This is a genomic window from Kitasatospora sp. NBC_01539, from assembly GCF_045040525.1.
In the GTDB taxonomy this organism is placed as follows: domain Bacteria; phylum Actinomycetota; class Actinomycetes; order Streptomycetales; family Streptomycetaceae; genus Kitasatospora.
This window is the reverse complement of sequence record NZ_CP109390.1, coordinates 5,965,981-5,988,485: the sequence shown is the minus strand read 5'-3', so window position 1 is coordinate 5,988,485 and position 22,505 is coordinate 5,965,981. Positions and strand designations below refer to the sequence as shown.

Annotated in this window: 21 protein-coding genes; 10 read left to right on the top strand and 11 right to left on the bottom strand. The window is 75.5% G+C overall.

The genetic code is table 11. The annotated features are described in order from the left end of the window. Positions 1-21 precede the first annotated feature (21 nt). The 3 genes from OG335_RS25920 to OG335_RS25910 are packed head-to-tail and all read left to right on the top strand — an operon-like array spanning position 22 to position 3,628. The gene (locus OG335_RS25920; RefSeq protein WP_405013512.1) at positions 22-1,128 is read left to right on the top strand and encodes an energy-coupling factor transporter transmembrane protein EcfT; all 1,107 of its coding nucleotides are present in this window, start codon (positions 22-24) and stop codon (positions 1,126-1,128) included. After that, the gene (locus OG335_RS25915) at positions 1,125-2,777 is read left to right on the top strand and encodes an ABC transporter ATP-binding protein (RefSeq protein ID WP_405013511.1); all 1,653 of its coding nucleotides are present in this window, start codon (positions 1,125-1,127) and stop codon (positions 2,775-2,777) included. The genes OG335_RS25920 and OG335_RS25915 overlap by 4 nt, the downstream gene beginning before the upstream one ends. Continuing rightward, on the top strand, positions 2,774-3,628 hold the full coding sequence (locus OG335_RS25910) for an ECF transporter S component (protein ID WP_405013510.1): 855 nt from the start codon (positions 2,774-2,776) through the stop codon (positions 3,626-3,628). The genes OG335_RS25915 and OG335_RS25910 overlap by 4 nt, the downstream gene beginning before the upstream one ends. Before the next feature lie 48 nt (positions 3,629-3,676). Here OG335_RS25910 and OG335_RS25905 read toward each other — a convergent pair whose 3' ends face one another. Further along, positions 3,677-4,009, bottom strand: a complete 333-nt coding sequence (locus tag OG335_RS25905) for an antibiotic biosynthesis monooxygenase family protein (protein WP_405013509.1) — start codon at positions 4,007-4,009, stop codon at positions 3,677-3,679. A 34-nt stretch (positions 4,010-4,043) separates the two neighbouring features. Continuing rightward, positions 4,044-5,006, bottom strand: a complete 963-nt coding sequence (locus tag OG335_RS25900; RefSeq protein WP_405013508.1) for a TetR/AcrR family transcriptional regulator C-terminal domain-containing protein — start codon at positions 5,004-5,006, stop codon at positions 4,044-4,046. 190 nt (positions 5,007-5,196) lie between these two features. Here OG335_RS25900 and OG335_RS25895 point away from each other — a divergent pair, with 190 nt between their 5' ends. The 3 genes from OG335_RS25895 (at position 5,197) to OG335_RS25885 (ending at position 8,598) form a co-directional block, all read left to right on the top strand. Beyond that, a complete protein-coding gene (locus OG335_RS25895) occupies positions 5,197-6,399 on the top strand; it encodes an FAD-dependent monooxygenase (RefSeq protein WP_405013507.1) in 1,203 nt (400 codons plus the stop codon). 140 nt (positions 6,400-6,539) lie between these two features. After that, positions 6,540-7,448 (top strand): GNAT family N-acetyltransferase, encoded by a 909-nt coding sequence (locus OG335_RS25890; RefSeq protein WP_405013506.1) that lies wholly within the window; start codon positions 6,540-6,542, stop codon positions 7,446-7,448. A gap of 244 nt (positions 7,449-7,692) precedes the next feature. Then, entirely contained in the window at positions 7,693-8,598 is a 906-nt protein-coding gene (locus OG335_RS25885) for a hypothetical protein (protein ID WP_405013505.1), read from the top strand. 47 nt (positions 8,599-8,645) lie between these two features. Here OG335_RS25885 and OG335_RS25880 read toward each other — a convergent pair whose 3' ends face one another. Further along, positions 8,646-9,368 carry an ABC transporter permease gene (locus OG335_RS25880; RefSeq protein WP_405015528.1) on the bottom strand — a complete coding sequence of 241 codons (723 nt, stop codon included), beginning with the start codon at positions 9,366-9,368 and terminating at the stop codon, positions 8,646-8,648. Positions 9,369-9,431: 63 nt separating this feature from the next. After that, positions 9,432-11,072 carry a dolichyl-phosphate-mannose--protein mannosyltransferase gene (locus OG335_RS25875; RefSeq protein ID WP_405013504.1) on the bottom strand — a complete coding sequence of 547 codons (1,641 nt, stop codon included), beginning with the start codon at positions 11,070-11,072 and terminating at the stop codon, positions 9,432-9,434. A gap of 193 nt (positions 11,073-11,265) precedes the next feature. On the opposite strand from OG335_RS25875, the gene OG335_RS25870 reads away from it, so the two are divergent. Then, on the top strand, positions 11,266-12,330 hold the full coding sequence (locus OG335_RS25870; protein ID WP_405013503.1) for a MerR family transcriptional regulator: 1,065 nt from the start codon (positions 11,266-11,268) through the stop codon (positions 12,328-12,330). 9 nt (positions 12,331-12,339) lie between these two features. Here the strand turns inward: OG335_RS25870 and OG335_RS25865 are convergent, their stop codons facing one another. Continuing rightward, positions 12,340-13,725: an FAD-binding oxidoreductase gene (locus tag OG335_RS25865; protein ID WP_405013502.1), complete on the bottom strand. Its 1,386-nt coding sequence runs from the start codon at positions 13,723-13,725 to the stop codon at positions 12,340-12,342. Between the two features lie 89 nt (positions 13,726-13,814). Beyond that, complete coding sequence (locus OG335_RS25860; protein WP_405013501.1) at positions 13,815-15,119, bottom strand: MFS transporter; 1,305 nt, start codon at positions 15,117-15,119, stop codon at positions 13,815-13,817. 140 nt (positions 15,120-15,259) lie between these two features. On the opposite strand from OG335_RS25860, the gene OG335_RS25855 reads away from it, so the two are divergent. Further along, complete coding sequence (locus tag OG335_RS25855) at positions 15,260-15,820, top strand: MarR family winged helix-turn-helix transcriptional regulator (protein ID WP_405013500.1); 561 nt, start codon at positions 15,260-15,262, stop codon at positions 15,818-15,820. 95 nt (positions 15,821-15,915) lie between these two features. On the opposite strand, the gene OG335_RS25850 is transcribed toward OG335_RS25855, so the two are convergent. The 3 genes from OG335_RS25850 to OG335_RS25840 all read right to left on the bottom strand — a co-directional run bounded on the left by OG335_RS25850 (position 15,916) and on the right by OG335_RS25840 (position 19,353). Continuing rightward, positions 15,916-17,712 (bottom strand): glycosyl hydrolase family 18 protein, encoded by a 1,797-nt coding sequence (locus tag OG335_RS25850; RefSeq protein ID WP_405013499.1) that lies wholly within the window; start codon positions 17,710-17,712, stop codon positions 15,916-15,918. Positions 17,713-17,988: 276 nt separating this feature from the next. Further along, positions 17,989-18,504 (bottom strand): hypothetical protein, encoded by a 516-nt coding sequence (locus OG335_RS25845; RefSeq protein WP_405013498.1) that lies wholly within the window; start codon positions 18,502-18,504, stop codon positions 17,989-17,991. 285 nt (positions 18,505-18,789) lie between these two features. Next, a complete protein-coding gene (locus OG335_RS25840; protein WP_405013497.1) occupies positions 18,790-19,353 on the bottom strand; it encodes a DoxX family protein in 564 nt (187 codons plus the stop codon). A gap of 103 nt (positions 19,354-19,456) precedes the next feature. Here OG335_RS25840 and OG335_RS25835 point away from each other — a divergent pair, with 103 nt between their 5' ends. Both OG335_RS25835 and OG335_RS25830 read left to right on the top strand, forming a co-directional pair. Further along, entirely contained in the window at positions 19,457-19,768 is a 312-nt protein-coding gene (locus OG335_RS25835; protein ID WP_405013496.1) for a barstar family protein, read from the top strand. 149 nt (positions 19,769-19,917) lie between these two features. Continuing rightward, positions 19,918-20,604: a DUF4232 domain-containing protein gene (locus OG335_RS25830; RefSeq protein WP_405013495.1), complete on the top strand. Its 687-nt coding sequence runs from the start codon at positions 19,918-19,920 to the stop codon at positions 20,602-20,604. Between the two features lie 73 nt (positions 20,605-20,677). On the opposite strand, the gene OG335_RS25825 is transcribed toward OG335_RS25830, so the two are convergent. Together OG335_RS25825 and OG335_RS25820 are read right to left on the bottom strand one after the other, a co-directional pair. Then, a complete protein-coding gene (locus OG335_RS25825; protein ID WP_405013494.1) occupies positions 20,678-21,940 on the bottom strand; it encodes an alanine racemase in 1,263 nt (420 codons plus the stop codon). 67 nt (positions 21,941-22,007) lie between these two features. After that, positions 22,008-22,442 (bottom strand): Lrp/AsnC family transcriptional regulator, encoded by a 435-nt coding sequence (locus tag OG335_RS25820; RefSeq protein WP_405013493.1) that lies wholly within the window; start codon positions 22,440-22,442, stop codon positions 22,008-22,010. Between the last annotated feature and the right edge of the window lie 63 nt (positions 22,443-22,505).

The following is a 22,505-nucleotide window of genomic DNA, read 5'->3' as shown; positions in this document are numbered from 1 at the left end:
ACCTCCCGTCAGAGACCGCCCATGCCCCGCACCCGTACCGCGACGCGACCCGCCGTCGGCCCGCGCCACCTGCACCCCGGCGCGTGGTGGCTGTGGGCCCTCGGCCTGGCCGCCGCCGCCTCGCGCACCACCAATCCGCTCCTGCTGCTGCTGATCGCCGCCGTCGCCGGGTACGTCGTCGCGGCCCGGCGCGGCGACGAGCCGTGGGCCCGCTCGTACGGCGTGTTCCTGCGGCTCGGCCTGGTCGTCCTGGGCATCCGGCTGGTCTTCACGGTGCTGCTGGGCTCGCCCGTGCAGGGCACCCACGTGCTGGTCACCCTGCCGCAACTGCCGCTGCCCGCCTGGGCGCAGGGTGTACGGATCGGCGGCGCGACCACCCTGGAGGGCCTGCTCTTCGCGCTGTACGAAGGACTGAAGCTCGCGGTGCTGCTGGTCTGCGTCGGCGCGGCCAACGCCCTCGCGAGCCCGACCCGGCTGCTGCGCTCCCTGCCCGGCGCGCTGTACGAGGCCGGGCTCGCCGCGGTGGTGGCGATGACCTTCGCGCCGAACCTCGTCGCCGACGTCCGGCGGCTGCGGGCCGCCCGACGGCTCCGCGGCCGGGACGACCGCGGGGTCGCGGCCGTCCTGAGCGTCGGGCTGCCCGTGCTGGAGGGCGCCCTGGAGCGCTCGGTGGCCCTCGCGGCGGCCATGGACACCCGCGGCTTCGGCCGCACCGCCGACGTGCCCCGGCGCGTCGCGCGGGCCACGGCCGCCCTCACCCTGCTGGGCCTGCTCGGCGTATGCGCGGCGCTGTACGGCCTGCTCGGCGCGGCCGGCGGCGCCTGGGCGCTGCCGGTGCTGCTGCTCGGGCTCGGCTCGGCCGGCGCCGGGCTGCTGCTCGGCGGCCGCCGGACGGTCCGCACCCGCTACCGGCCCGACCCGTGGGCGCTGCGCGAGTGGCTGGTGGCGGGTTCCGGCATCGCCGTCGCCGCGCTGACCGTCTGGTGCGCCGGACGGTACCCCGGGGCGTTCGCGCCGTCCGTGGTGCCGCCCGCCGCCCCCCGGCTCCCGCTGCCCGCGGCCGCCGCCGTCCTGCTCGGCCTGCTACCCGCCGTCGCCGCCCCCACCCCGCCCCGGAGGGCCTCGTGATCACGTTCGAGCAGGTGTCCGTCCGGTACGCCGACGCCGCCGGGCCCGCCCTCGCGGGCGTCGACCTGACCGTGCCGGAGGGCGAACTCTGCCTGCTGGTCGGCCCGTCCGGCTCCGGCAAGTCCACCCTGCTCGGCACCGTCAGCGGACTCGTGCCGCACTTCACCGGCGGCACCCTGCACGGCCGGGTGACCGTCGGCGGCCGCGACACCCGCACCCACCGCCCGCGCGACCTCGCCGACCTGGTCGGCACCGTCGGCCAGGACCCGGCCGCGCACTTCGTCACCGACACCGTCGAGGACGAACTCGCCTACGGCATGGAGTCGCTGGGCCTCGCCCCGGCCGTCATGCGGCGCCGCGTCGAGGAGACCCTCGACCTCCTCGGCCTCGCCGACCTGCGCGACCGCGCCCTGGCCTCGCTCTCCGGCGGCCAGCAGCAGCGGGTCGCCATCGGCTCGGTGCTGACCGTGCACCCGCGGGTGCTCGTCCTCGACGAACCCACCTCGGCCCTCGACCCGGGTGCGGCCGAGGAGGTGCTCGCGGTGCTGCAGCGGCTCGTCCACGACCTCGGCACCACCGTGCTCATGGCCGAGCACCGCCTGGAGCGCGTCGTCCAGTACGCCGACGCGGTGCTGCTGCTGCCGGGCCCCGGGCAGCCCGCGCAGCTCGGCGGCCCCGCCGAGGTCATGGCGCACTCGCCGGTCGCACCGCCCGTGGTCGCCCTCGGCCGGGCGGCCGGCTGGTCACCGCTGCCGCTCTCCGTCCGGGACGCCCGCCGCCGGGCCGCCCCGCTGCGCGACCGCCTCGCCGGCCACCTGCCGCAGAGCCCCGCCGCGCCCGACACACCCGCCGCGCCCGATTCCCCCGGTGCCGGGGCGGCCGAGCCCCTGCTCACCGCCGAACGCCTCGTCGTCCGCCGCGGGCCGGTGCCCGCTCTGCGCGGCGCCGACCTCGTGCTGCGGGCCGGCACCGTCACCGCGCTCATGGGCCGCAACGGCGCCGGCAAGTCCACCCTGCTGGGCAGCCTCGTCGGACTGCACGCACCCACGGGCGGCCGGGTCCGCGTCGGCGGGCTCACCCCGCACAAGGCCCGGCCGAGGGAGCTGATCCGGCGGATCGGCCTGGTGCCGCAGGAACCCCGCGACCTGCTCTGCACCGAGAGCGTCGGCGCGGAGTGCGCCGCCGCCGACCGCGACGCCGCCGCACCCGGCACCTGCCGCGCCCTCGTCGCCGGCCTGATGCCCGGCCTGGACGACGACCGGCACCCGCGCGACCTCTCCGAGGGCCAGCGGCTCACCCTGGCCCTCGCCGTCGTGCTGACCGCCGCTCCCCCGGTGATCCTGCTCGACGAGCCCACCCGCGGCCTCGACTACACCGCCAAGGCCCGCCTCGTCACCGTGCTGCGCGGGCTGGCCGCCGCCGGGCACGCCGTGCTGCTCGCCACCCACGACGTCGAACTCGCCGCCGAGCTCGCCGACCGCACCGTCGTCCTCGCCGACGGCGAGGTCGTCGCCGACGGGCCGACCGCCGAGGTGGTGACGGCCGCCCCCGCGCTCGCCCCGCAGACCGCGAAGATCCTCGCCCCGCAGCCCTGGCTGACGGTCCACCAGGTCGTCCGGGCCCTCGCCGCGGCGGAGGACCCCGCGTGAACGGCACCGGCCGCGCCCGGCCCGCCCCGCTCGGCCGCCGGTCCGGCCCGGCGCTCGGCCTGCTGTCGGCCGTCGGCGTCGCCGCGTTCGGCTGGCCGCTGCTGGCCGCCCCGGGCTCCGACCTGGTCGGCCACTCCGCGGACGCGCCCTGGCTGTTCGCCCTGCTGCTGCCGCTGCTGCTGGCCGTGGTGGTCGCCCAGATCGCCGAGGGCCGGGAGGCGGGCGGCGGCGCACCGGGGCTCGACGCCAAGGCCGTCGGCCTGCTCGGCGTGCTCGCCGCGGCGGGCGCCGCGCTGCGGCCGCTCGGCGCGGGCACGGCCGGGCTGGAGCCGATGTTCTTCCTGATGGTGCTGGCCGGCCGGGCGCTCGGGCCGGGCTTCGGTTTCGTGCTGGGGGCGGTGTCGATGTTCGCGTCGGCGCTGCTCACCGGCGGCGTCGGGCCGTGGCTGCCGTTCCAGATGCTCGCCATGGGCTGGGTCTGCCTGGGTGCCGGGCTGCTCCCGGGGGCCGCCCGGCTGCGCGGCCGGGCCGAGCGGCTGCTGCTCGCCGGGTACGGCGCGCTCGCCGCGGTCGGCTACGGCACGGTGATGAACCTGCAGGGCTGGCCGTACATCGCCGGGCAGGCGAGCTCGATCGCGTTCGTGCCGGGCGACCCGCTCTCCGCGAACCTGCCGCGGTTCGCGCTGTACTGCCTGACGACCTCACTCGGCTGGGACCTCCCCCGGGCGGTGCTCACCGCCGTGCTCTGCCTGACGGTCGGCGGCCCGGTGCTGCGGGCCCTGCGGCGCACCACGCGGCGGGCGGCGTTCGGCGCGGCAGGCACGTTCTCCCCGCCGCCCGGGGACGACTGACGGGGCACGGCCGCCGGCCGTGCCCCGTCCGGGGAAGCGCAGGCCGGGTCAGGCCTTGGGGCCGGCCGACTGCACCACCTCGAACGACCACAGGGTGGAGTCCGCGGCGGCCGGGCGCTTGGGCGCCTCGCCCTCCGCGGCGGGCGGGCCCTGGCGGTGGGCCGCCTGCATCGGGCCCGCCATCCAGGCCTGGAAGGCCTCCTCGGAGGCCCAGCGGGTGTAGACGAGGTACTGTTCGGTGCCCTCCACCGGGCGGAGGAGCTCGAACCACTCGAAGCCGTCCGAGTTCTCCACCGCCCCGGCGCGCGCGGCGAACCGCTGCTCCAGGGTCTCCCGCATCTCGGCCGGCACGGTCAGCACGTTGATCTTCACGACAGACATGCCCCCACCCTAGGTCCTGTCCGGCCGCCCGCGGTCAGGGGCGCTCGCCGAGCAGCACGGCGAAGCCGTCGAGGAGGCGTTGCAGGCCGAACTCGAAGACCTCGTCGAGGTCGAAGTCGTACCCGCCCCTGGCGAGGCGCTCCAGCAGCGGGAAGCCGCCGCCGGCGAGGACGGCGAGCAGGGCCGGCTCCTGGCTGTTCATCCACTCCTCGCTGTCCAGGCCGGTGACGGCCTGGGCCTCGGCCTCCATCTCGATGTTGACGGCCGTGCCGCGGACGTAGCCGAAGAGGGTGAGGTGCACGGTGAAGACGGTCTGCCCGTCGAGTCCGCGGCCCTCCAGTGCGGCGAGCACCCACTCGGTGAAGGGCAGGGCGTTCGGTACGGGCTGCGGCCGGGTCACCGAGACGGCGGGGGCCAGCCACGGGTGGCGGCGGAACATCGCCCACAGCATGCGGGCGGCGAGGGTGAGGCGTTCGCGCCAGCCCTCCGGGGGGACGGCGGGGAAGGTCCACCGCGCGAACGCGGCGTCCATCATGCGCATCAGCAGGTCGTCCTTGTCGGCCACGTGCCGGTAGAGCGACATGGTGGCCGCGCCGAGGTCGGCGGCGACCCGGCGCATGGAGACGGCGGCGAGCCCCTCGGTGTCGGCGACGGTGAGGGCGGCGCCGACGATGCGTTCGAGGGTGAGCGGCTGCTCGGACGGGTTCCTGCGGGGGGCGGGGTCCGAAGCGGGAACAGGGACGGGAACGGGGGCGGGACGCGCGGCAGGAGCGGGGTCGTCCGCGACGACGGTGCCCACCCCGGGCACGGCCCGCACCAGGCCGTCGCGGCGCAGTTCGGCGAGCACCTTGGTGGCGGTCGCCATCGCGACGCCCCACCGGCGGGTGATCTCGCGGGTGGAGGGCACGCGGTCGCCCGGGGCGAGGGCTCCGGTGGCGATCCGGTGCCGCAGCTCGGCGGCGATGCGGGCGGAGCGCGGTGCGTCCTGCGGTTCCACGGACTCTCCTCTGCACTAGTGCGCCTCTGGGCCGGTCCAGGGTAGCCGCCGCCCTGCGGCGTTCCGTCCGGGCCCGGCGGGCGGGGGTGGTGCACGGCGCGACAGCACTAGTGCACTGCCGTCAATTCGCCTGCAATGAAAGCAGATTACGGCTTGCATAGTGCACTGCGTACACCGTACATTCGGCGGCATGAAGAACACCGACATCCTCGTCTCCGGCGCCGGCGTCGCCGGCCCCGCCCTGGCGTACTGGCTACGCCGGGCCGGCTTCCGCGTCACCGTCGTCGAGCGCGCCCCCGCTCCCCGCCCTGGCGGCCAGACCGTCGACCTGCGCGGCGCGGGCCGCGACGTGATCACCCGCATGGGTCTGATGGAGCAGGCCCGCGCGCTGAGCGTCGAGCAGCGCGGCATCGAGACGGTCGACGCCGCCGGCCGGGTCACCTCCCGGATGTCCGCGGACGCCTTCGGCGGCGAAGGCATCGTCTCCGAGATCGAGATCCTCCGCGGCGACCTCGCCGGCCTGCTGTACGAGGCCACCCTGCCCGGCACCGAGTACCTCTTCGACGACACCGTGACCGCGCTCCACCAGGACGCCGACGGCGTCGACGTGGAGTTCGAACGGGCCGCGCCGCGCCGGTTCGGCCTGGTCGTCGGCGCCGACGGCCTGCACTCCGTCGTCCGCGGTCTCGCGTTCGGCCCGGAGGCGGAGTGCGTCCGCCCGCTGGACCTCTGCACCGCGTGGTTCACCGCCCCCGAGGAGACCCCGCTCGACGGCTGGTTCCGGATGTTCAACGCCCCCGGCGGGCTGGTCGCCTCCGTGCGGCCCGGCCGACTGCCCGGCGAGACCAAGGCCGGCCTCAGCTTCCGCACCACCGGCCCGGTCTCCTACGACCGGCGCGACACCGCCGCCCAGCAGGACCTCCTCGACCGGCGGTTCGCCGGCGTCGGCTGGCAGGTGCCGTCACTGCTGCGGGCCATGCGCGAGGCGTCCGACTTCTCCTTCGACACCGTCGGCCAGGTGCACCTGGACGGCTGGTCGCGCGGCCGGGTGGCCCTGCTGGGCGACGCCGGGTACTGCGCGACGCCGCTCTCCGGCCTCGGCACCAGCCTCGGTCTGGTCGGCGCGTACCTGCTGGCCGGCGAACTCGCCGCGGCCGGCGGCGACCACCGGGCCGCGTTCGCCGGCTACGACCGCCTCATGCGCCCGTACGTCCGCAAGGCGCAGCAGCTGCCGCCTGGCGGCGCCGCGGGCTTCGCGCCGAACTCCGCGCTCGGCATCCGGCTGCGGGCCGCCTCGATGCGGTCGATGAACCGCTGGCCGATGCGCCCGCTGCTCGCCGCGCAGTTCGCCAAGGCCGGCGACATCGCGCTGCCCGGCTACGGCGTCGCCTGACCGGAGCGGCCCCGGCCCCCGGCCCCTCTCCCCCAGCCCACGGCTCACGGCCCACGGCCCCGGTGGTGGCCCCCGCAGCAAGGCGCGGCCGACGGAAAACCCGTGGACGGCGCCGGACACCGGCCGCCTAGGGTGCCCTGATGACCACCATCACTCCGCTCGCCGACCACTCCGCCTGGCTGCCCGGCCGCCTGCGCCGACTCGCCGACGACCACCGCGCCGCGGGCCTCCACGCGTCCGCCGTCGACGCCCTCGCCGCCGAGCACCGGGCCGCCACCGCGGACTGGACGGTCGCCGCGATCGGCGACCCGGCCCGGCCCGCCGGATACGTCGCCGTCTGCGTCGCCGACCGCGACGGCACGCCCGTCGGCCGGATCGGCGACCTGTGGACGGAGCCCGGCCACGAGGCGCTGCGCCCGGCGGCGCTGCGCTGGGCCGAGCGCTGGTGCGCCGAACGCGGCGGCCGCCACGTGCAGGTACGGCTGACCGCACCCGACCCGCTCTTCGACGGGTACGCGGTGCGCGGGCAGAACAGGGTCAAGCAGCTCACCGCCCCGGCCGCGGCCGGCGGCGCGGTGACGGCCCGTCCGATGACCCCGGAGGAGTACCCGGTGTGGCGGGCCGGCGAGGAGGAGGCGTACGTCGCGGACATCGTCCGGGCGGGTTCGCACACGGCCGAGGAGGCCCGGCGGAAGTCCGACGCCGACTTCCTGCGGCTGCTGCCGGAGGGCATGGCGACACCCGGGCACGCCTTCCTGGTGCTGGAGGCGGACGGCGGGCCGGTCGGCACGGGCTGGCTGCTCCACGGCTTCCTCCCGGGCGTCACCTTCGGCTACGCGCTGGACGTCCACCCCCGGCACCGAGGCAAGGGCTACGGGCGGGCCGCGATGGCCGTCGGCGAGGAGGCCGTGCTCGCGGCGGGCGACCGGGCGCTGATGTTCAACGTGTTCGGCGGCAACGAGGTGGCGATGAACCTGTACACGAGCACCGGGTACGCCGTGCTGGAGGAGAGCCGGTCACGCGACGTCGGCGCCGGACCGGGCGCGTAGCCGGGCCGTGCCGGGCATGCGCCGACCCGTCACCCGGCGTTCACCACGCCCGTTTCACCACCAATCGGGACAAGCCGGTCCTCCGTCACGGGACCTCCCTGTCGTCTCCGTGCAAGCTCCTGCATAATCGGGCGCGTTCGTCACACCGATCGAGGAGGACCGGCCGATGCCGGGAGAGCACTGCCCGCTGTGCGGAGCGGTCCGGACAGCTGCCGGCTGTGCCTGCGGCTCCTCGCACCCCGATGTGACCGAGACCGCCGTCCTGCCCCACATGGAGGGCCCACCCCTCGTCAGACCGTACGTCCCGGCGGCCTCCGGGTACGCCGGGACACCGGCCGGGCCGGGGCCGGACCCGTTCGGCACGGCACTGATGCCCCCGGTGCCGGGCTCCTACCCGCGGCCGCCCGCGCGGCCGCCGGTTCCACCCGCCGCACCCGCCGCAGCCGCCGGCCCGACCGGCCCCGACCTCGGTGTGTTCGCCTTCCAGGGGGTGCAGCCGCAGCGCCCCGGCGGCCGTGCCGAGCGCCGCGAGCAGGCCCAGCTGACGGCGGGTCGGCGCCGCACGGCCGTCGTCGCGGCCGGCATCGGGATCGCGATCGTCGGTGCGGGCCTGGCCTTCGTCCTGGTCCCGTCCTCGGAGCCGTCCGAGGTCGACCAGGCGCTGCCGGTGCCGTCCGGCAGCATCGACGCCCCGGCACCGACCGGGCCGGCGGAGACCGCCCCGGCCGCCACCGGTTCGCCGTCGGCGAGCCGCCGGGCGAGCGCGACGGCGACCCGCAGCACGTCGGCCTCCGCCTCGGCGAGCCGCGTTCCGGCGTCGGTCCTGAGCCCGTCGGCGCCCGCCGTGGCGCCCTCCGGCCCGCCCTCCGCCTCCTCCTCGGCCCCGGCGACCACGGCCCCGCGGACGCTGAAGCCGGGTGACACCGGAGCCGACGTCAAGGCCATGCAGCAGATGCTCTACAGCGTCGACTGCGGCCGCAACCACCTGAACTCGTGGTTCGTCAGCGGCAGCTTCGACACCTGGACACAGTGGGTGCTGGGCCAGTTCCAGAACGACCACCGCATCAAGGGCGACGAGCGCAACGGCACGCTGTACGGCCCGAAGACCCAGGCCGAGCTGCAGAAGGCCGCGTCCGACCCGGACTGCTGACGGCCCGCCGCCGGGTCCGCCCGCGCCCGCCCCGCATCACCCCCGCGTCACTCCCGCGGTACGGCGGCCAGTCGGCCCCGCCCCACGAGCTCCAGCACCGCCACCACGGCGACGGACTCCACGGCCAGCAGCGCGACCAGCACGAACAGCTGCACCGCGCCCGCCTGCACCGGCCCGGCCCCGCCGAGCAGCATCCCGACGAACGCCCCGGGCAGCGTCACCAGGCCCACCGTGCGGGTCTGGTCGAGGGGCGGCACGAGCGCGGTGGCGGCAGCCGTCCGGCAGATCTCCAGCCGCGCGTCACGGGCCTCGAAGCCGAGCGCGAGGGCGGCCTCGACCTCCCCGCGGCGCGTGGTCAGCTCGTCGAGGGCCCGCCGCCCGGCCAGCGAGGTCGCCGTCATCGCCCCGCCGATGAGGATCCCCGCGACCGGGATCAGCACGATCCCGCGGTGCGGCAGCAGCCCGGTGGCGAGCAGCAGCGCGAGCACCGGCAGCACCCCGGCCCCGATGGGCAGCGCCGCCCAGGGCCAGCCCGGCCCGGTCGTGGTCCGCCGCCCGGCGGTACGCACCGCGACCCCGAACATGACCAGCACGAACAGCGCCGACGTCCACGGCGAGCCGGCCAGCCAGGCGATCACCAGCGACACCCCGGCGAGCTGCGCCGCGGCCCGCAGCCCGGCCCGCAGCACCGCGCGGCCGTGTCCGAGCCGTCCCCGGCCGGCGACCAGGACCGCCACGGCGAGCAGCACAGCCGTGACGGCGCCGAGCATCCAGCCGACCGGCAGCAACTGGGCGGTGGCCGCCGCCTGCGGTCCGGCTGCGCCGGCCACCGGTCAGATCCAGCTGGTGAACCACATCCGGTCCTGCCAGTCCGACATCGGGATCACCTCCGCCGTGTAGAGCGGGAGGAAGAACGCGAAGCAGCCGACGACGGCGAAGACGATCAGCCCCGCCGTGCCCGCGCCCCAGGCGCGGCGCTTCGCCGTGCAGCCCGGCGGGCCCACGAGCGCCCCGAGCATCTGGGCCAGCGCCAGGCAGAGGAACGGCACGAGCACCACCATGTAGAAGGAGAAGATCGTGCGCTCCTGGTAGCCGAACCACGGCAGGTACACCCCGGCGACCCCGGCCAGCAGCGCCCCGGAGCGCCAGTCGCGGCGGAAGAACCAGCGCCACAGCGCGTACGCCAGCGCGAAGCAGGCCGCCCACCAGAGCAGCGGCGTGCCGAGCGCGAGGATCTGCGAGGCGCAGCCGCCGGGGGCCGTGCAGCCGCCCTGGCCCTGCGGGAGCTGCTGCCAGTACATGGAGACCGGGCGGCCCTGGACGAGCCAGCTCCACGGGTTGGACTGGTAGGTGTGGCCGGAGGTCAGCCCGGTGTTGAAGTCGTACATCTGCGCGTGGAAGTGCCACCAGCTGCGGAGCACGGAGGGCACCCAGGTCATCGGCACCTGCGGCAGCGGGATGTCGACGACGGGGGTGCGCGGCAGGGAGATGCCGGACCGGTGGTCGGCCCAGTGGCGGTCGTAGCCGCCGCCGGTGGCGAACCAGCCCGCCCAGGAGGCGGTGTACACGAGCACGGCGGCACCGACGGTGGAGAGCAGGCCGGGCAGCAGGTCGCGGCGGAGCAGTGTGCGGGTCGGCCGGAGGGCGCCGGCGCCGCGGCGGCCGGCGCGGTCCCAGAGCAGGGTGAGCACGGTGAGCACGAGCAGGATCTGCAGGCCGTTCCACTTCACGGCGGCGGCGCAGCCGAGCAGGGCGCCCGCGGCGATCCGCCAGGGGCGCAGGCCGAGCCGCACCTCGTCCGCGGCCCGGCCGCCCTCGGCGCGGGCGGCCGCCAGGAGGCGCCGGGTGTGGTCGCGGTCGACGAGCAGGCAGCCGAAGGCGCCGAGCACGAAGAACATGACGACGCCGTCGAGCAGGCCGACCCGGCTCATCACGAAGTGCAGGCCGTCGACGGACATCAGCAGGGCGGCCGTGCAGCCGAGCAGGGTCGAGGAGAAGAGGCGGCGGCCGATCCGCGCGAGCATCAGCACCGAGAGCGTGCCGAGCAGGGCGACCATGATCCGCCAGCCGAACGGGTGCAGGCCGAACGCCCACTCGCCGAGGGCGATCACCCACTTGCCGAGCGGCGGGTGCGCGATGAACGCCGGCTCGCTGCTCAGCGGGATGCGCTGCGGCGAGGAGAGGATCTGGTTGTTGGAGATCTCCGGCCAGACGCCCTCGTAGCCCTGGTGCAGCAGCGACCAGGCGTCCTTGGGGTAGTACGTCTCGTCGAAGACGAAGGCGTTCGGCCGGTCGAGGTCCCAGAAGCGCAGCAGCCCGGCGAAGAGGGCGACGGCGATCGGGCCGAGCCAGCCCGCGTGGCGGGCGATCAGGGGCAGCGGGCCGCGCGGGGCGGCCGCGTGGTGCGCGGGCGGCCGGCCGCCGTCCGGCGCCGCGGTGCCGGTGGCCGCCGGGTGCACGACCGGGTGCGCCATCGTCCGCCCCTCCTCGCTCCGTCTGCGGCGGGCCGCCGCGGTCGCGGGCCGACGGGCGCCGGCCCGGCTGACGCTTTGTCGCGTTTGTCGGGGAGATCCTAGCCCGGGCTCCCGGCGGGCCGGTCTATCGTGGCGGCGGTTTGACCCTCGACCTGGTCGAGGGCGCAGAGTCCTCGGCGTGGAGAGCGGCGGTATGCACAGCATCGGAGAGACGGCCCGGGCCAGCGGACTCAGCGTCAGTGCGCTGCGGTTCTACGACGGCGCGGGCGTGTTCGGCCCGGCCCGGGTCGACCCGCAGACGGGCTACCGCTGGTACGCGCCGGAGCAGCTGGCCGACGCCCGGCTGATCGCCCGGCTGCGCCGGGTCGGCCTGCCCCTCGCGGACCTCGCGCGGGTGCTGGACGGCGGTCCCGAGCAGGCGCGGGCGGCGCTCGACGCCCATCTGCGCCGGCTGGAGGACGGCCTGGCGGATGCGCGACGCGAGCTCTCCACGGTCCGTACGCTGCTGGAGCTGAGGGAGCACCCGATGAGCACGACCCGACTGACCCTGCCCGCCGCCGCGCTGGCGGCCGCCCTGGACGCCGTGCGGTTCGCCGTCTGCCCGGACGGCGCGCTGCCCGAGGTGGCGGGCGTCCTCTTCGAGACCCTGGACGGCGGCGTGCTGCGGCTGGTCGCCACCGACCGGTACCGGCTGGCCGTCTCGGAGGCGGTGGGCGCGGCGGAGGGGCCCGCGGTGGGTGCGGTCGCGCCGACCGCGTTCGTGGACGCGGTGCGCGCCCTGCTCGCCGGGGCCGGTGATGACACGGAGGCGGTGCTCACGGTGGAGGGCACGCGCCTGGCCGTCGAGGCGGGGGGCCGGAGTGCGGTGGCGGAGCGCGGCGACCGGGACTTCCCCGACTACCGGCCGATGCTGCGCGCCGATCCGGTGCACCGGATCGGGCTGGCGGCCGGGGAGCTGCGGGCCGGGCTGGCGGCGGTGCCGGCGCGGACGCTGCGGCGCGGGCAGGACGGCGCGGACTACCCGGTGTCGGTGCTGTCGGTCGCCGAGGACGGTGCGTTCGCCGTGGTGGACGCCGGGGACGAGGGTCCGGCGGGCGCGCTGCGGGTGCAGGTGAACCGCGACTTCCTGCTGGAGGCGGTCGAGGCGGGGGCGTCGGGCCAGCTGGTGCTGGAGCTCGGCGGGCCGATCGCGCCGCTGGCGATCCGCTTCCCCGGGCGGGAGGGCACCTTCTCGCTGCTGATGCCGACCGCGCCCTGACCCCGCGGGTCAGACCGCCGGCCGGATGTTGTGGTTGCGGCGGAAGACGTTGCCGGGGTCGTACTCGGCCTTGACGGCGGCGAGCCGGGCGAGGTTCCCGGCCCCGACGCCGGCGACGTCGCGCTCGGCGCCCTCGTCGCCGATGAAGTTGAGGTAGACCGCGCCGATCGACCAGGGCTTCATGTCCGCGCAGACGGCGTGCGTCCAGGCCCGGCCGCGCGTGTCGTCGGCCGGGTCCTCCCAGACGCCGAAGGGGTGCACGGCCCAGGGGGCGTCCCGCCAGGGCACGGGGTAGGCGTGGTCGCCGGCGGCGATCGCACCGCCGAGCGCGAAGACCGCGTGCTGGGTGCCGGAGGGCGCGATCATGTCGCCGGCGCGGGCGCAGAACCGTCCGACGGCCTCGTCGGGGAGGGCGGACAGGTACTCCGCCGACCAGTAGTTCCGGTAGCCGGGCGGGTCGTCGAGCATGCACTGCAGGTCGGCGTACGGGATCTCGGTGATCACCTCGGCGGCGTGGCCGAGCCCGAGGAGCGGTTCGAAGAACCGGCGGGCGTCCGCCATCGGGCCGGTCCAGGTGACCAGGACGCCGACGGCCTGCTGCCCGACCAGGGCGGGCGGCACGAACTCCTCCGGCGGGGCGGTGAGGTAGATGAAGGCGCCGCCGGCGTCGTCGGGCGCGTCGTCCATGAGGTCGCGGTAGCGGGTCAGCACCTCGGGGCCCTTGTCGGCGTCCCAGAGCAGCAGGGCCATGGAGAAGTCCGGCAGCGGGTGCAGGCCGAAGGTGAACTCGGTGGCGACCCCGAAGTTGCCGCCGCCGCCGTGGAGAGCCCAGAAGAGTTCGGGGTTCTCCCGGGCGTCGGCGTGCACGCTCCGCCCGTCCGCGGTGACGAGGTCGACGGCGAGCAGGTTGTCGCACATCAGGCCGAAGCGGCGCTCCAGCCAGCCGGAGCCGCCGCCGAGGGTGATGCCGCCGATGCCGGTGGTGGAGACCCGGCCGCCGGTGGTGGCCAGGCCGTGGGCCTGGGCCGCGCGGTCCAGGTCTCCCATGAGGGCGCCGCCGCCGACCCGGGCGACCCGGGCGGCGGCGTCGACCTCGACGGTGTTCATCCGCCGGAGGTCGATCACGAGGCCGTCGTCGACGAGGGACTGCCCGCTGACGGAGTGCCCGCCGCCGCGGACGGCGGTCTCCAGCCCGCGGCTGCGGCCGAAGGCGAGCGCCGCGGCGACGTCGGCGGGTCCGTCGCACTGGGCGACGACGGCCGGCCGGCGGTCGATCATCGCGTTGTGGACGGTGCGCGCCTCGTCGTACCCGGGGTCGTCCGGCAGCAGCAGCCGGCCTGCGAATCCGTCGGCGAGTTCCTCGGGCCGGAGCCCTTCGAGCGGGACGGAAGCCATGACGGGCCCTCCTTGCAGGCCGGGGTGAGGGGTCCCCTTCCTCCGAGGCTAGGCCGTCCGGGTGAGGCCCGCACCCGGCGGTCCGGCCGTCAGGCCGCGGTGCCCAGTGCGGGCACGGCGGTGCGGACCGGCTCCGCGACGTGCGGGGCGTTGTCCTGCGCGGGCGTCAGGTGGCCGCGCAGCCGGACGGCGAGCAGCACGATCAGCACCGTGCAGGCGGCCATCGCCAGCAGGTAGAGCGGCCAGGTGCCGGCGCCGACGAGCAGCACGCCGACGGCCGGACCGACCGCGATGGCGACCTGCTTCACCAGGGCGTGCGCGGCGTTGTAGGTGCCGAGCAGCCTGGCCGGGGCGAGGTCGGCGACGATCGGGCCGAGGGTCGGGGCGAGCAGCGACTCGCCGACGCCGAAGAGCGCGTAGACGGCGACGATCGCGACGGTCGCGGCGAGCGCGTCGGAGCGCACCAGGCCCGCGACCAGGGCGGCGGTCCACGCGCCGAGCCAGACCACGCCGGCGGCGGCCATCGCGGTGGTGCGGCGGCGGCGCTCGGTGAGCCGGACGACGATCATCTGCAGCAGCACGATGGTCAGCGCGTTGGCGCCGATCGCGAGGCCGAGCACGGACGGGTCGGTGCCGACCGTGTCGGTGGCGAACGCGGCGACACCGGACTCGAACTGGCCGTAGCAGGTGAAGAAGATCAGGCCGACGAGCAGGCAGAGCCGCACCATGGCCTTGTCCGCGGCGACCGCGCGCAGGCCGCTCGGTCCGCCCGGGGCGGCCACCAGGGTCGGCGCGGCCTTCGGGATGCGGGCCGTGCCGGTGACGAGGGCCAGGCCGAGCAGGGTGAGCGCCTCGATGGTGAAGAGCCGGGTGAGGCTGGCCGGGTCGGCGGGGTCGACGATCTGGCCGCCGACCAGGGCACCGATGCCCATGCCCAGGTTGACCAGGGTGAACTGCAGGGCGAAGGCCCGCGAGCGGCCGGCCCGGCCGGTGGAGCGGACGATCATCGTGGCGAGCGCCGGCTGGCAGGTGGTGATGCCCGCACCGAAGAGGAACGACGCGAGCAGCAGGGTCGGCGTGGTGGCGGCCTGCCCGAAGGCGTACGCGCCGGCGGCGGCCAGTGCGGCCCCGGCGAGGAGCAGCGGGCGCGGGCCGTAACGGTCGATGCCGCGGCCGCTGAAGGGCAGCACCGCGAGCGCGGCGAGCGCGAAGACGGTGAACACCATCCCCGCCGCGAGCGGTCCGAGCCCCCGCACCTGGTCCACGTACACGAACATGTACGGCATCGTGAATCCGCTGCCGAACGCGCTCAGCGCGTTGCCCGCCTGGACGCGGCGCAGCGGCCCGCCCGCCCTGTCGGTCCGCCGCGTCCGCTGCTTCACCGTGCCGGTCACCGTGCACACCCCTTTGCCACCGAGGAAGGTTGAAGCCCTCCTGCTTTAACTCCGCAAGATTTCAGAGCTAAACTCTACGAGTCCGAATACTCAGGCGTCAAAGGCTTAAGACCTGCAGGCTCCGTGGGAGGATGGCCCGCATGAGCACACGCAAGGCCGGGCAGCCGGCCGCCACCGAGCTCGACATCGCCGAGCAGGTGGCCCTCTACCAGCGGGAATTCCCCACCGTGGACCCACAGGTGGAGACGATCGTGTCCACGCTGTCCCGCCTGGTGCGGCGCATGAACGTGGCCTACAGCCGGCAGCTGGCTGTGCTGGGAATCACCTCCGCCGAGTGGGAGGTGCTCAAGGCGCTGGTCTTCTCGGGCAGCCCCTACCGGCTCGGCCCCGGCGAACTCGCCAAGCGGCTCGGCCTCACCCCGGCGGCGATGACCCACCGCATCGACCGGATGGTCGCCGACGGCCTGGTCACCCGCGACCGCGACGAGGCGAACCGGGTCCGCGTGATCATCGAACTCACCGGGACCGGCCGCGGCAAGTGGCTCGAACTCATGCGGATGGCCGCCGTCTTCGAGGCCGACCTCCTCCAGGACGTGACCGGCACCGACCGCGCCCTGCTCTCCGGCATGCTCGGCCGCATGCTGCGCCGCATCGAGGAGAGCCAGCCCGACGCCCTCGGCCGCACCGAGGACCTCGGCTGACCGCACACCGCCGCGTAACGGGCACCGCCCCGGACGGAGGATCCGTCCGGGGCGGTGCCGTACAGCGGTGGTGCGGTGGTGCGGCGGTGCGGGTGTCAGCAGGCGCCGTTGTCGGTCCAGACGCCCCACTGGCCGCTGAGCGACGGGTCCTCGCCCTGGGTCCACCACTTGTTGGTGTACTTGTGGCCCTTCCAGGAGACGACGGTGCCGGCGGTCGCGTAGACCGTGGCGGCGTTCCAGCCCGGGGCGGTGCAGGTGCCACCGGTCGGGCTGGCCGAGGTCGACGGGGAGGAGGACGGGGAGCTCGACGGCGAGGAGGACGGCGACGCCGAGGAGCTCGGCGAGGAGGAGGCCGTCGCGCTCGGCGAGGAGGTCGGGGCCGGGCAGGTCGAGGCCGAGCCGTTGGTGGCCGTCACCATCTTGTCGAAGAGCGAGGTCTGGGTGCCCAGGTCGTAGAGCGAGAAGGCGAAGGAGCCGCCGAGGCCGTTGCAGTGCGCGTAGTCCAGCTTGGCCTGGATCGACTGGGCGTTCTCACCGCTCCAGAAGGTGGTGCCGTCGTAGAAGTACGCGGCCTTCGCGGCGTCGTCCCAGTAGGTGTTGGACGCGTTGGTGACGAAGGAGCTGAGCTCCTTGTACATCTGGATGCCCGCCACGTTGCCGGACATCGCGGCGCCCGGCGCCGGTGCGCTGGCCGACTGGAAGAGGCCGTGGCTGTTGCCCGCGGTCACGCCGGTCCAGCCGCGGTAGTAGAACGGCACACCCATGTTGATCTTCTTGGCCGGGAAGCCGCCCGCGATCCCGTACTGCGGGTCGCCGACCGTCCACGCCTTGATGGCGTTGTCGATCGAGTACTTGCCGGTGCCGCCCGGGACGGGGGTCATCGGGTCGTTGGGGTTGGTGTAGATCGGGGCCTGGTGGTTGGTCGGGCCCTGGGCGTCCCAGCCGCCGTGCATGTCGTACGTCATGACGTCGAGGAACGTCAGGTACTGGCCGAGCTTGTCGGTCTCCAGGTTCTTGATCTTGTCCTGGCCGGCGCCGACCGCCGCGGAGAGCGCGTAGGACTTGCCGTCGGCCGCACCCTGGGCGTTCAGCTGGGAGCGGAGCTCCGCGAACAGCGCGGTGTTGTTCTGCTTGTCGGCGGCGGAGGAGTGGTTGCCGGTGTGGCCGCCGCCGCCCGGGTACTCCCAGTCGATGTCGAAGCCGTCGAAGACGCCCGCGCCGCTGCCGGTGCCGCCGAAGCCGCCCTGCACGGGCAGGTTGCCCTTGATGAACATGTCGACGCAGGAGGAGACGAACTTCTTGCGGGAGGCGTCGGTGGCCGCCACGTCGGAGAAGTACTTCGAGTAGGTCCAGCCGCCGATCGACAGCAGCACCTTGAGGTTCGGGTTCTTGGCCTTGAGCTTCTTGATCTGGTTGAAGTTGCCGACCAGCGGCTGGTTCCAGGTGTCGGCCACGCCGTCCACGCTGGTCGCCGCGTCGAAGGTCTTCTGGTAGTCGGCGTACGCGTCGCCCGCGCCGTCACCGGCGCTGCCGTTGTTCTCGTCCTGCGAGGCCGCCTTGGTGGCCTGGAAACAGGTGAGGTTGGTCGGGTCGATGTTGGCGAAGTCGTAGATCAGGTAGTCCAGCTTGGAGGCCACGCCGGTGTCCTGGACGGTCTTCAGGTAGTACGCGTTGCTGTAGATCGACCACTGGTCGAAGTACGCGACCTTGATGCCGCCCGACGTGGCGGGCGCGCCGGTCGAGTTGGTCGCGGCGGCCTGGGCGGAGCCGCCCGAGGTCAGCGCGAGCGCGCCGCCGAGCAGCAGGGAGGCGGCGGTGCCGATCGCGAGGGCGCCGAGCCCCCGGGAGCGGCGGCGGTGGGGCCGGGGCGATTGCGGGAGGGAACGAAGCATGGCTGCGTGACTCCTGGTCGTGGGGGAGGTCCCGCCGCGCCCCGGGGGCGACCGTGCAGGTGGGACCGCACGGTCAGGGGCATGACAGGGGAATCGAACGTTGGCCTGCACAAAGGTCAGCTGCCGGGGCGCGCCGAACCGGCGCCGACGGCCCGAACCGTCGGCACCGGCCCAGGGGCTCCCTGCACCTGGCCACAAAAATGGACTAGACCAAACTCCCCGTCAAGAGCGGCTCCCCGCACTTGAGGTGCCCTTAAGGTTGCGATCGGCTGCCGCTCAGTAGCGCAACGCCCGTGCGACGGACACCTTCACGTCACCGGAGAGCGTCCGGTTGCTGCGCGCCGTGGCCTGCGCCGACGCCCCGGCCGCCACCTCCGGCACGTTCACCACGACCGTGTCGAGGCGGTTGCCGCTCGCGTCCTCGAAGTCGATCTGCAGGGTGTAGCGGTAGCCCTGCGAGGCGTGGTTGGTGACCGTGATCGGCACGTCCGTACGGCCGTCGGACCCGGTCACCGGCTCACCCAGCTCGACGTCCTCGTCGGCGTCCAGGCCGCCCTTCACGGAGGCCACCGCCGAGGAGGCCGCCGCCTCCGCCGAGGCCACCGCGGACGCCGCGGAGGAGGCCAGACCGCCCGCGGCGGAGGCCAGTTCGGACGCCTTCGACTGCACCGCGGCGGCGGCCGACGACGCCACCGACGACGGACTGCCGTCCGAGGAGCACCCCGCGAGCGCGGCACCCCCCAGCACCACGGCGGTTCCCAGCAGGGCGGTGGAACGGATCCGGCGGTTCATGGCTGCTCCCGGTGGACGACGGCACTCGCGCACCACCCTCCGCACCGCCCCCCGCCGGGGCCAGCAGGGCCGGGCGAACGGGTGATCCCGCCGCCCGGCCCCGTCGGCGTCCGCGCAGGTCGGCCGGCAGCCCGCTCGGCAGCGCGGCGGGCTCCCCGGAACGCCGGGCAGCGCCGGGCAGCGCCGGGGTGTGCCGGGGCGCGCCGGGACTCCGCGGCGGACGGCGCCGGGCGGGCCTCCCCCGGCGGCGGCGTGACGGCCCCCTCGCGAGGCCGGGGCACCCCGTCAGGACAGCCCTGAACCCTCCTGCATGGCCGCCTGCTCGACCGCCCTGATCTCCCGCCGCCGAACGGTCTCCTGACGCCGCGCCACCACGACGGCCGCACCGGCCGCGCTCGCGCCGAACGCCGCCAGCCCCACCCACGGCCGGTCCAGGGTGTGCCCGAGCGCGTGGTCGAGGGAGTAGCGGCCGGCGCCCGCCAGGCCCAGCGCGAGGCCGCAGGTGCCGAGCAGCGCCGGGTACTCGAACCCGCCGCCCTGCGCGAAGAAGCCGGCCGGGGCGTGCACCGCGATCGCGCCGGCCATCGTGCCGGCCACGACCGACCCGGCGGCGGGCGTCGCCAGGCCCAGGGCCAGCAGCGCACCGCCGCCGGCCTCCCCCAGGCCGGACGCGACGGCACTGGCCCGGGCGGGCTCGTACCCCATGTGGTCCATGGCCTGGGCGGTGCCCTCCAGCCCGCCGCCCCCGAACCATCCGAAGAGCTTCTGGGCGCCGTGCGCGAACAGCACGCCTCCCACGGCGGCGCGCAGGACGAACAGGCCGAGGTCCTTGCGGTGCAGACTGGTCATGATGAGCCCCTGGGTCGGTGGCGACAGGTCCCCTCCATCGCAGCCCACGGGCCGGACCCGCTCGACCCGGGAGCGCCATCCGGGCGAACCGCAGAGGAGCCCCATGGCCCTGCCCGCACCCCCCGTCTTCCACCTCGACGGCACGGAGGTCACCGGCGAGACGGCCTTCTACGCCGCCCTCGGCGCGGCCCTGCACGCCCCGGACGGCTACTACGGCAGCAACCTGGACGCGCTCGCCGACTGCCTGCGGGGCGGCTTCGGTCCGGAGCCGCCGTTCGTCCTCGTCTGGCACGCCTCCGCGCTGGCCGCCGGACGTCTGGACCGCCGGCTGCTCGTCGCCGGGCGGGAGGGCAGCTACTTCGAGGCCGTGCTGGACGTGCTGCGCGAGGGCGGCGTGACGGTACGGCTGCGCTGAACACCCGTCCGCGGCAACGCCGGTAGGGCCCCGGCGCGCCGGGGCCGACGGGTCGTTACCCAGCCGGGACACTCGACCGGAACCGGCGCACCCGCGCCGCACGTGATCACGCGTGACAGTCCGGACCGGCCGATCAGCAGGAGCCCGCCATGAAGCAGCACCCGACCACCGCAGCCCGGGCGGCGGCGGCCGCCGCAGCCGTCCTCGCACTCGCCCTGGGCGCCGTCGGCTGCAACGGCGACGGCACCGACCCGGCCGCCGGCACCGCGCCCGCACAGGCCACCGCGGCCGGCACGGCCGGCACCGCGCCCGAGAGCCCGGCGGGCTCGGTGCAGGCCACCGCGAAGGCGGCGACCACCGGCGGCACGGGCACCGGCCCCGCGCCGGCCGCGGCCACCACCCGGTGCCACACCGCCGACCTGAAGGCCGACGTGCAGGTGCAGGAGGGCGGCGGCCGGGCCCTGGTGATGCTGACCAACACGAGCGGCCGCACCTGCACCGTCAAGGGCTACCTCGGCTACGGCGGGCTGGCCGCCGACAACTCCCGGGTGGACGTGGCCACCAGCCGGGTCGCGAAGCCCGGCCCTCCGGTCACCGTCACCCTGAAGTCCGGCACCACCGCCTTCTCCGGCCTCTCCTGGAGCACCTGCGACAAGGCCGACCCGACGTGCGCCGTGCTGGCGGGCGTCGTGGTCACCCCGCCGGACGAGACCACCCAGCTCACCGCCGTCCTGCTGGGCACGGACGGCAAGCCGGCGATCCAGCTGCCGGTCTCCGCGGCGGGCTTCGTCGTGGGCACGCTCCAGCCGTCCAACCAGGGCGTGCTGCTCGGCTGACCGGCCGGGGGCCGGAAGCCGGGCAGGGCCGGAAGCGGGGGGCGGAAACCGGGGGGCCGGAAGCGGGGCGGGGTCAGAAGAACGTCCGCACCAGGTCGACCACGCGGGGGTGTTCGGCGTCCGCGTCGTCCAGCACCGGGATCAGGTTCCAGCGGTCGAAGGCCGTGCACGGGTGCGAGACGCCGAGCCGGACGACGTCGCCGACCTGCACGTCGGCGCCGCGCAGGAAGCCGTGCTGGTCGTTGAGCGCCGTGACCTCCGCGCCGGCCAGCGGCTTGCCGCCCCGCACCAGCTGCGGGGTCGGCAGCCCGAGGTCGGTCGGCAGGTCGCGCTTGCCCGCGTCCAGCAGCGCCAGGCCCGGCTCCGGCGTGGAGAGCACCCGGGACCAGCCGTGCAGCGCCGGGCGCAGCTCCTGCCCGGCCCCCCGGCCGAACGGCGAGATGCCGCGGTAGAAGCCGTCGTCGTGCGCGAGGTAGGCGCCGGCCCGCACGACCACCCGGGTACGGGCGTCGGCCAGCGGGGCGAGCTCCTCCGCGACCGTGTCGAAGAACGCGCTGCCGCCGGCGGTCACCCACACCTCGTCGGCCGCGTCGAACAGGCCGTCGCCCGCCAGCTGCCGGTGGAGGTCGGCCAGGCGGCGCAGGTAGGCGGTGACGGCCGCCAGCGAGGCCGGTGAGGCGTCGGGGCCGAGCGGCCCCTCGTAGCCGCTCACCCCGGCGAGGCGCAGGCCGGGAGCCGCGTGCACCGCCCGCGCCACCTCCACCGCCTCCGGCAGCGTGCGGCAGCCCGTCCGGCCGCCGGGGGCGCCGAGCTCGACGCAGACGCCGACGGGGGCCGGAGCGCCGCGCAGGGCCTCGGACATCAGGGCGACGGTACGGGTGGAGTCGGCCCAGCAGGCGAAGCGGAACTCCGGGTCGGCTGCGAGCTCGGCGGCGATCCAGCGCAGGCCGGCCGGGTCGAGGAGGGTGTTCGCGAGGTGGATGCGGCGTACGCCGAAGGCCCGGCCGACCCGCAGCTGCGGCAGGTTCGCGAGGGTGACGGCGACCGCGCCGGCGTCCAGGTGGCGCTGCCACAGGGCGGGGGCCATCGAGGTCTTGCCGTGCGGTGCCAGGCCGACCCCGGCCTGGGCGCACCAGGCGGCCATGGTGCGGAGGTTGTGGTCGAGCGCGGCGTCGTCCAGGGTGAGCAGCGGGGTGCCGAGCGTGTCCAGGGCGGGGCGGTCGGCGAGGAACTCGGCGACGGTGCTGCCCCACGCCTCGGCCGGGACGGCCTTGAACCGGAAGTCGAGCCGCTCCCCGGCGAGTTCGGCCACCCTGGCCCGGTCGATCAGCTCCATCGGTCCCTGCCGCCCTTCGTGCGCGTGCCGCGCGCGGCCGCGCGGGCTCCCGGGCAGCCTATGCCTCTCAGGGGGCGACCACGGCCCGCCACGGGACGGGACTGGAGAGGATCATCGAACTGGCGGGCTGCCCGTACGCGGCGAGGCGGTCGATGAGCTGCTCGAAGGCGACCATGCCGGACACCCCGACGAGCAGGGTGCAGCAGGCGCCGCCGGTGATCCGGTGCAGTTGGAAGACCTCCGGCCAGCGGGCCACCCCGGGGTCGCGGAGCACGCAGTGCGGGCCGTAGCACTGCATGGTGACGAGGGCCGTCACGGCGAGGCCGGCCCGGGCCGGGTCGACGTGGGCGTGGTAGCCGGTGATCACCCCGTCCGCCTCCAGCCGGCGGACGCGTTCGGCGACGGCCGGAGCGGAGAGGCGCACCCGGCGCGACAGCTCGTTGTACGACAGCCGGGCGTCGGCCTGGAGCTCGGCGATCAGCATCCGGTCGACGGCATCCATGGTGACTCCCCGGTTCGGGTTTGCGATCGTGAAGCGATCCTGGGTGAAGACCTTGCGTTCGCA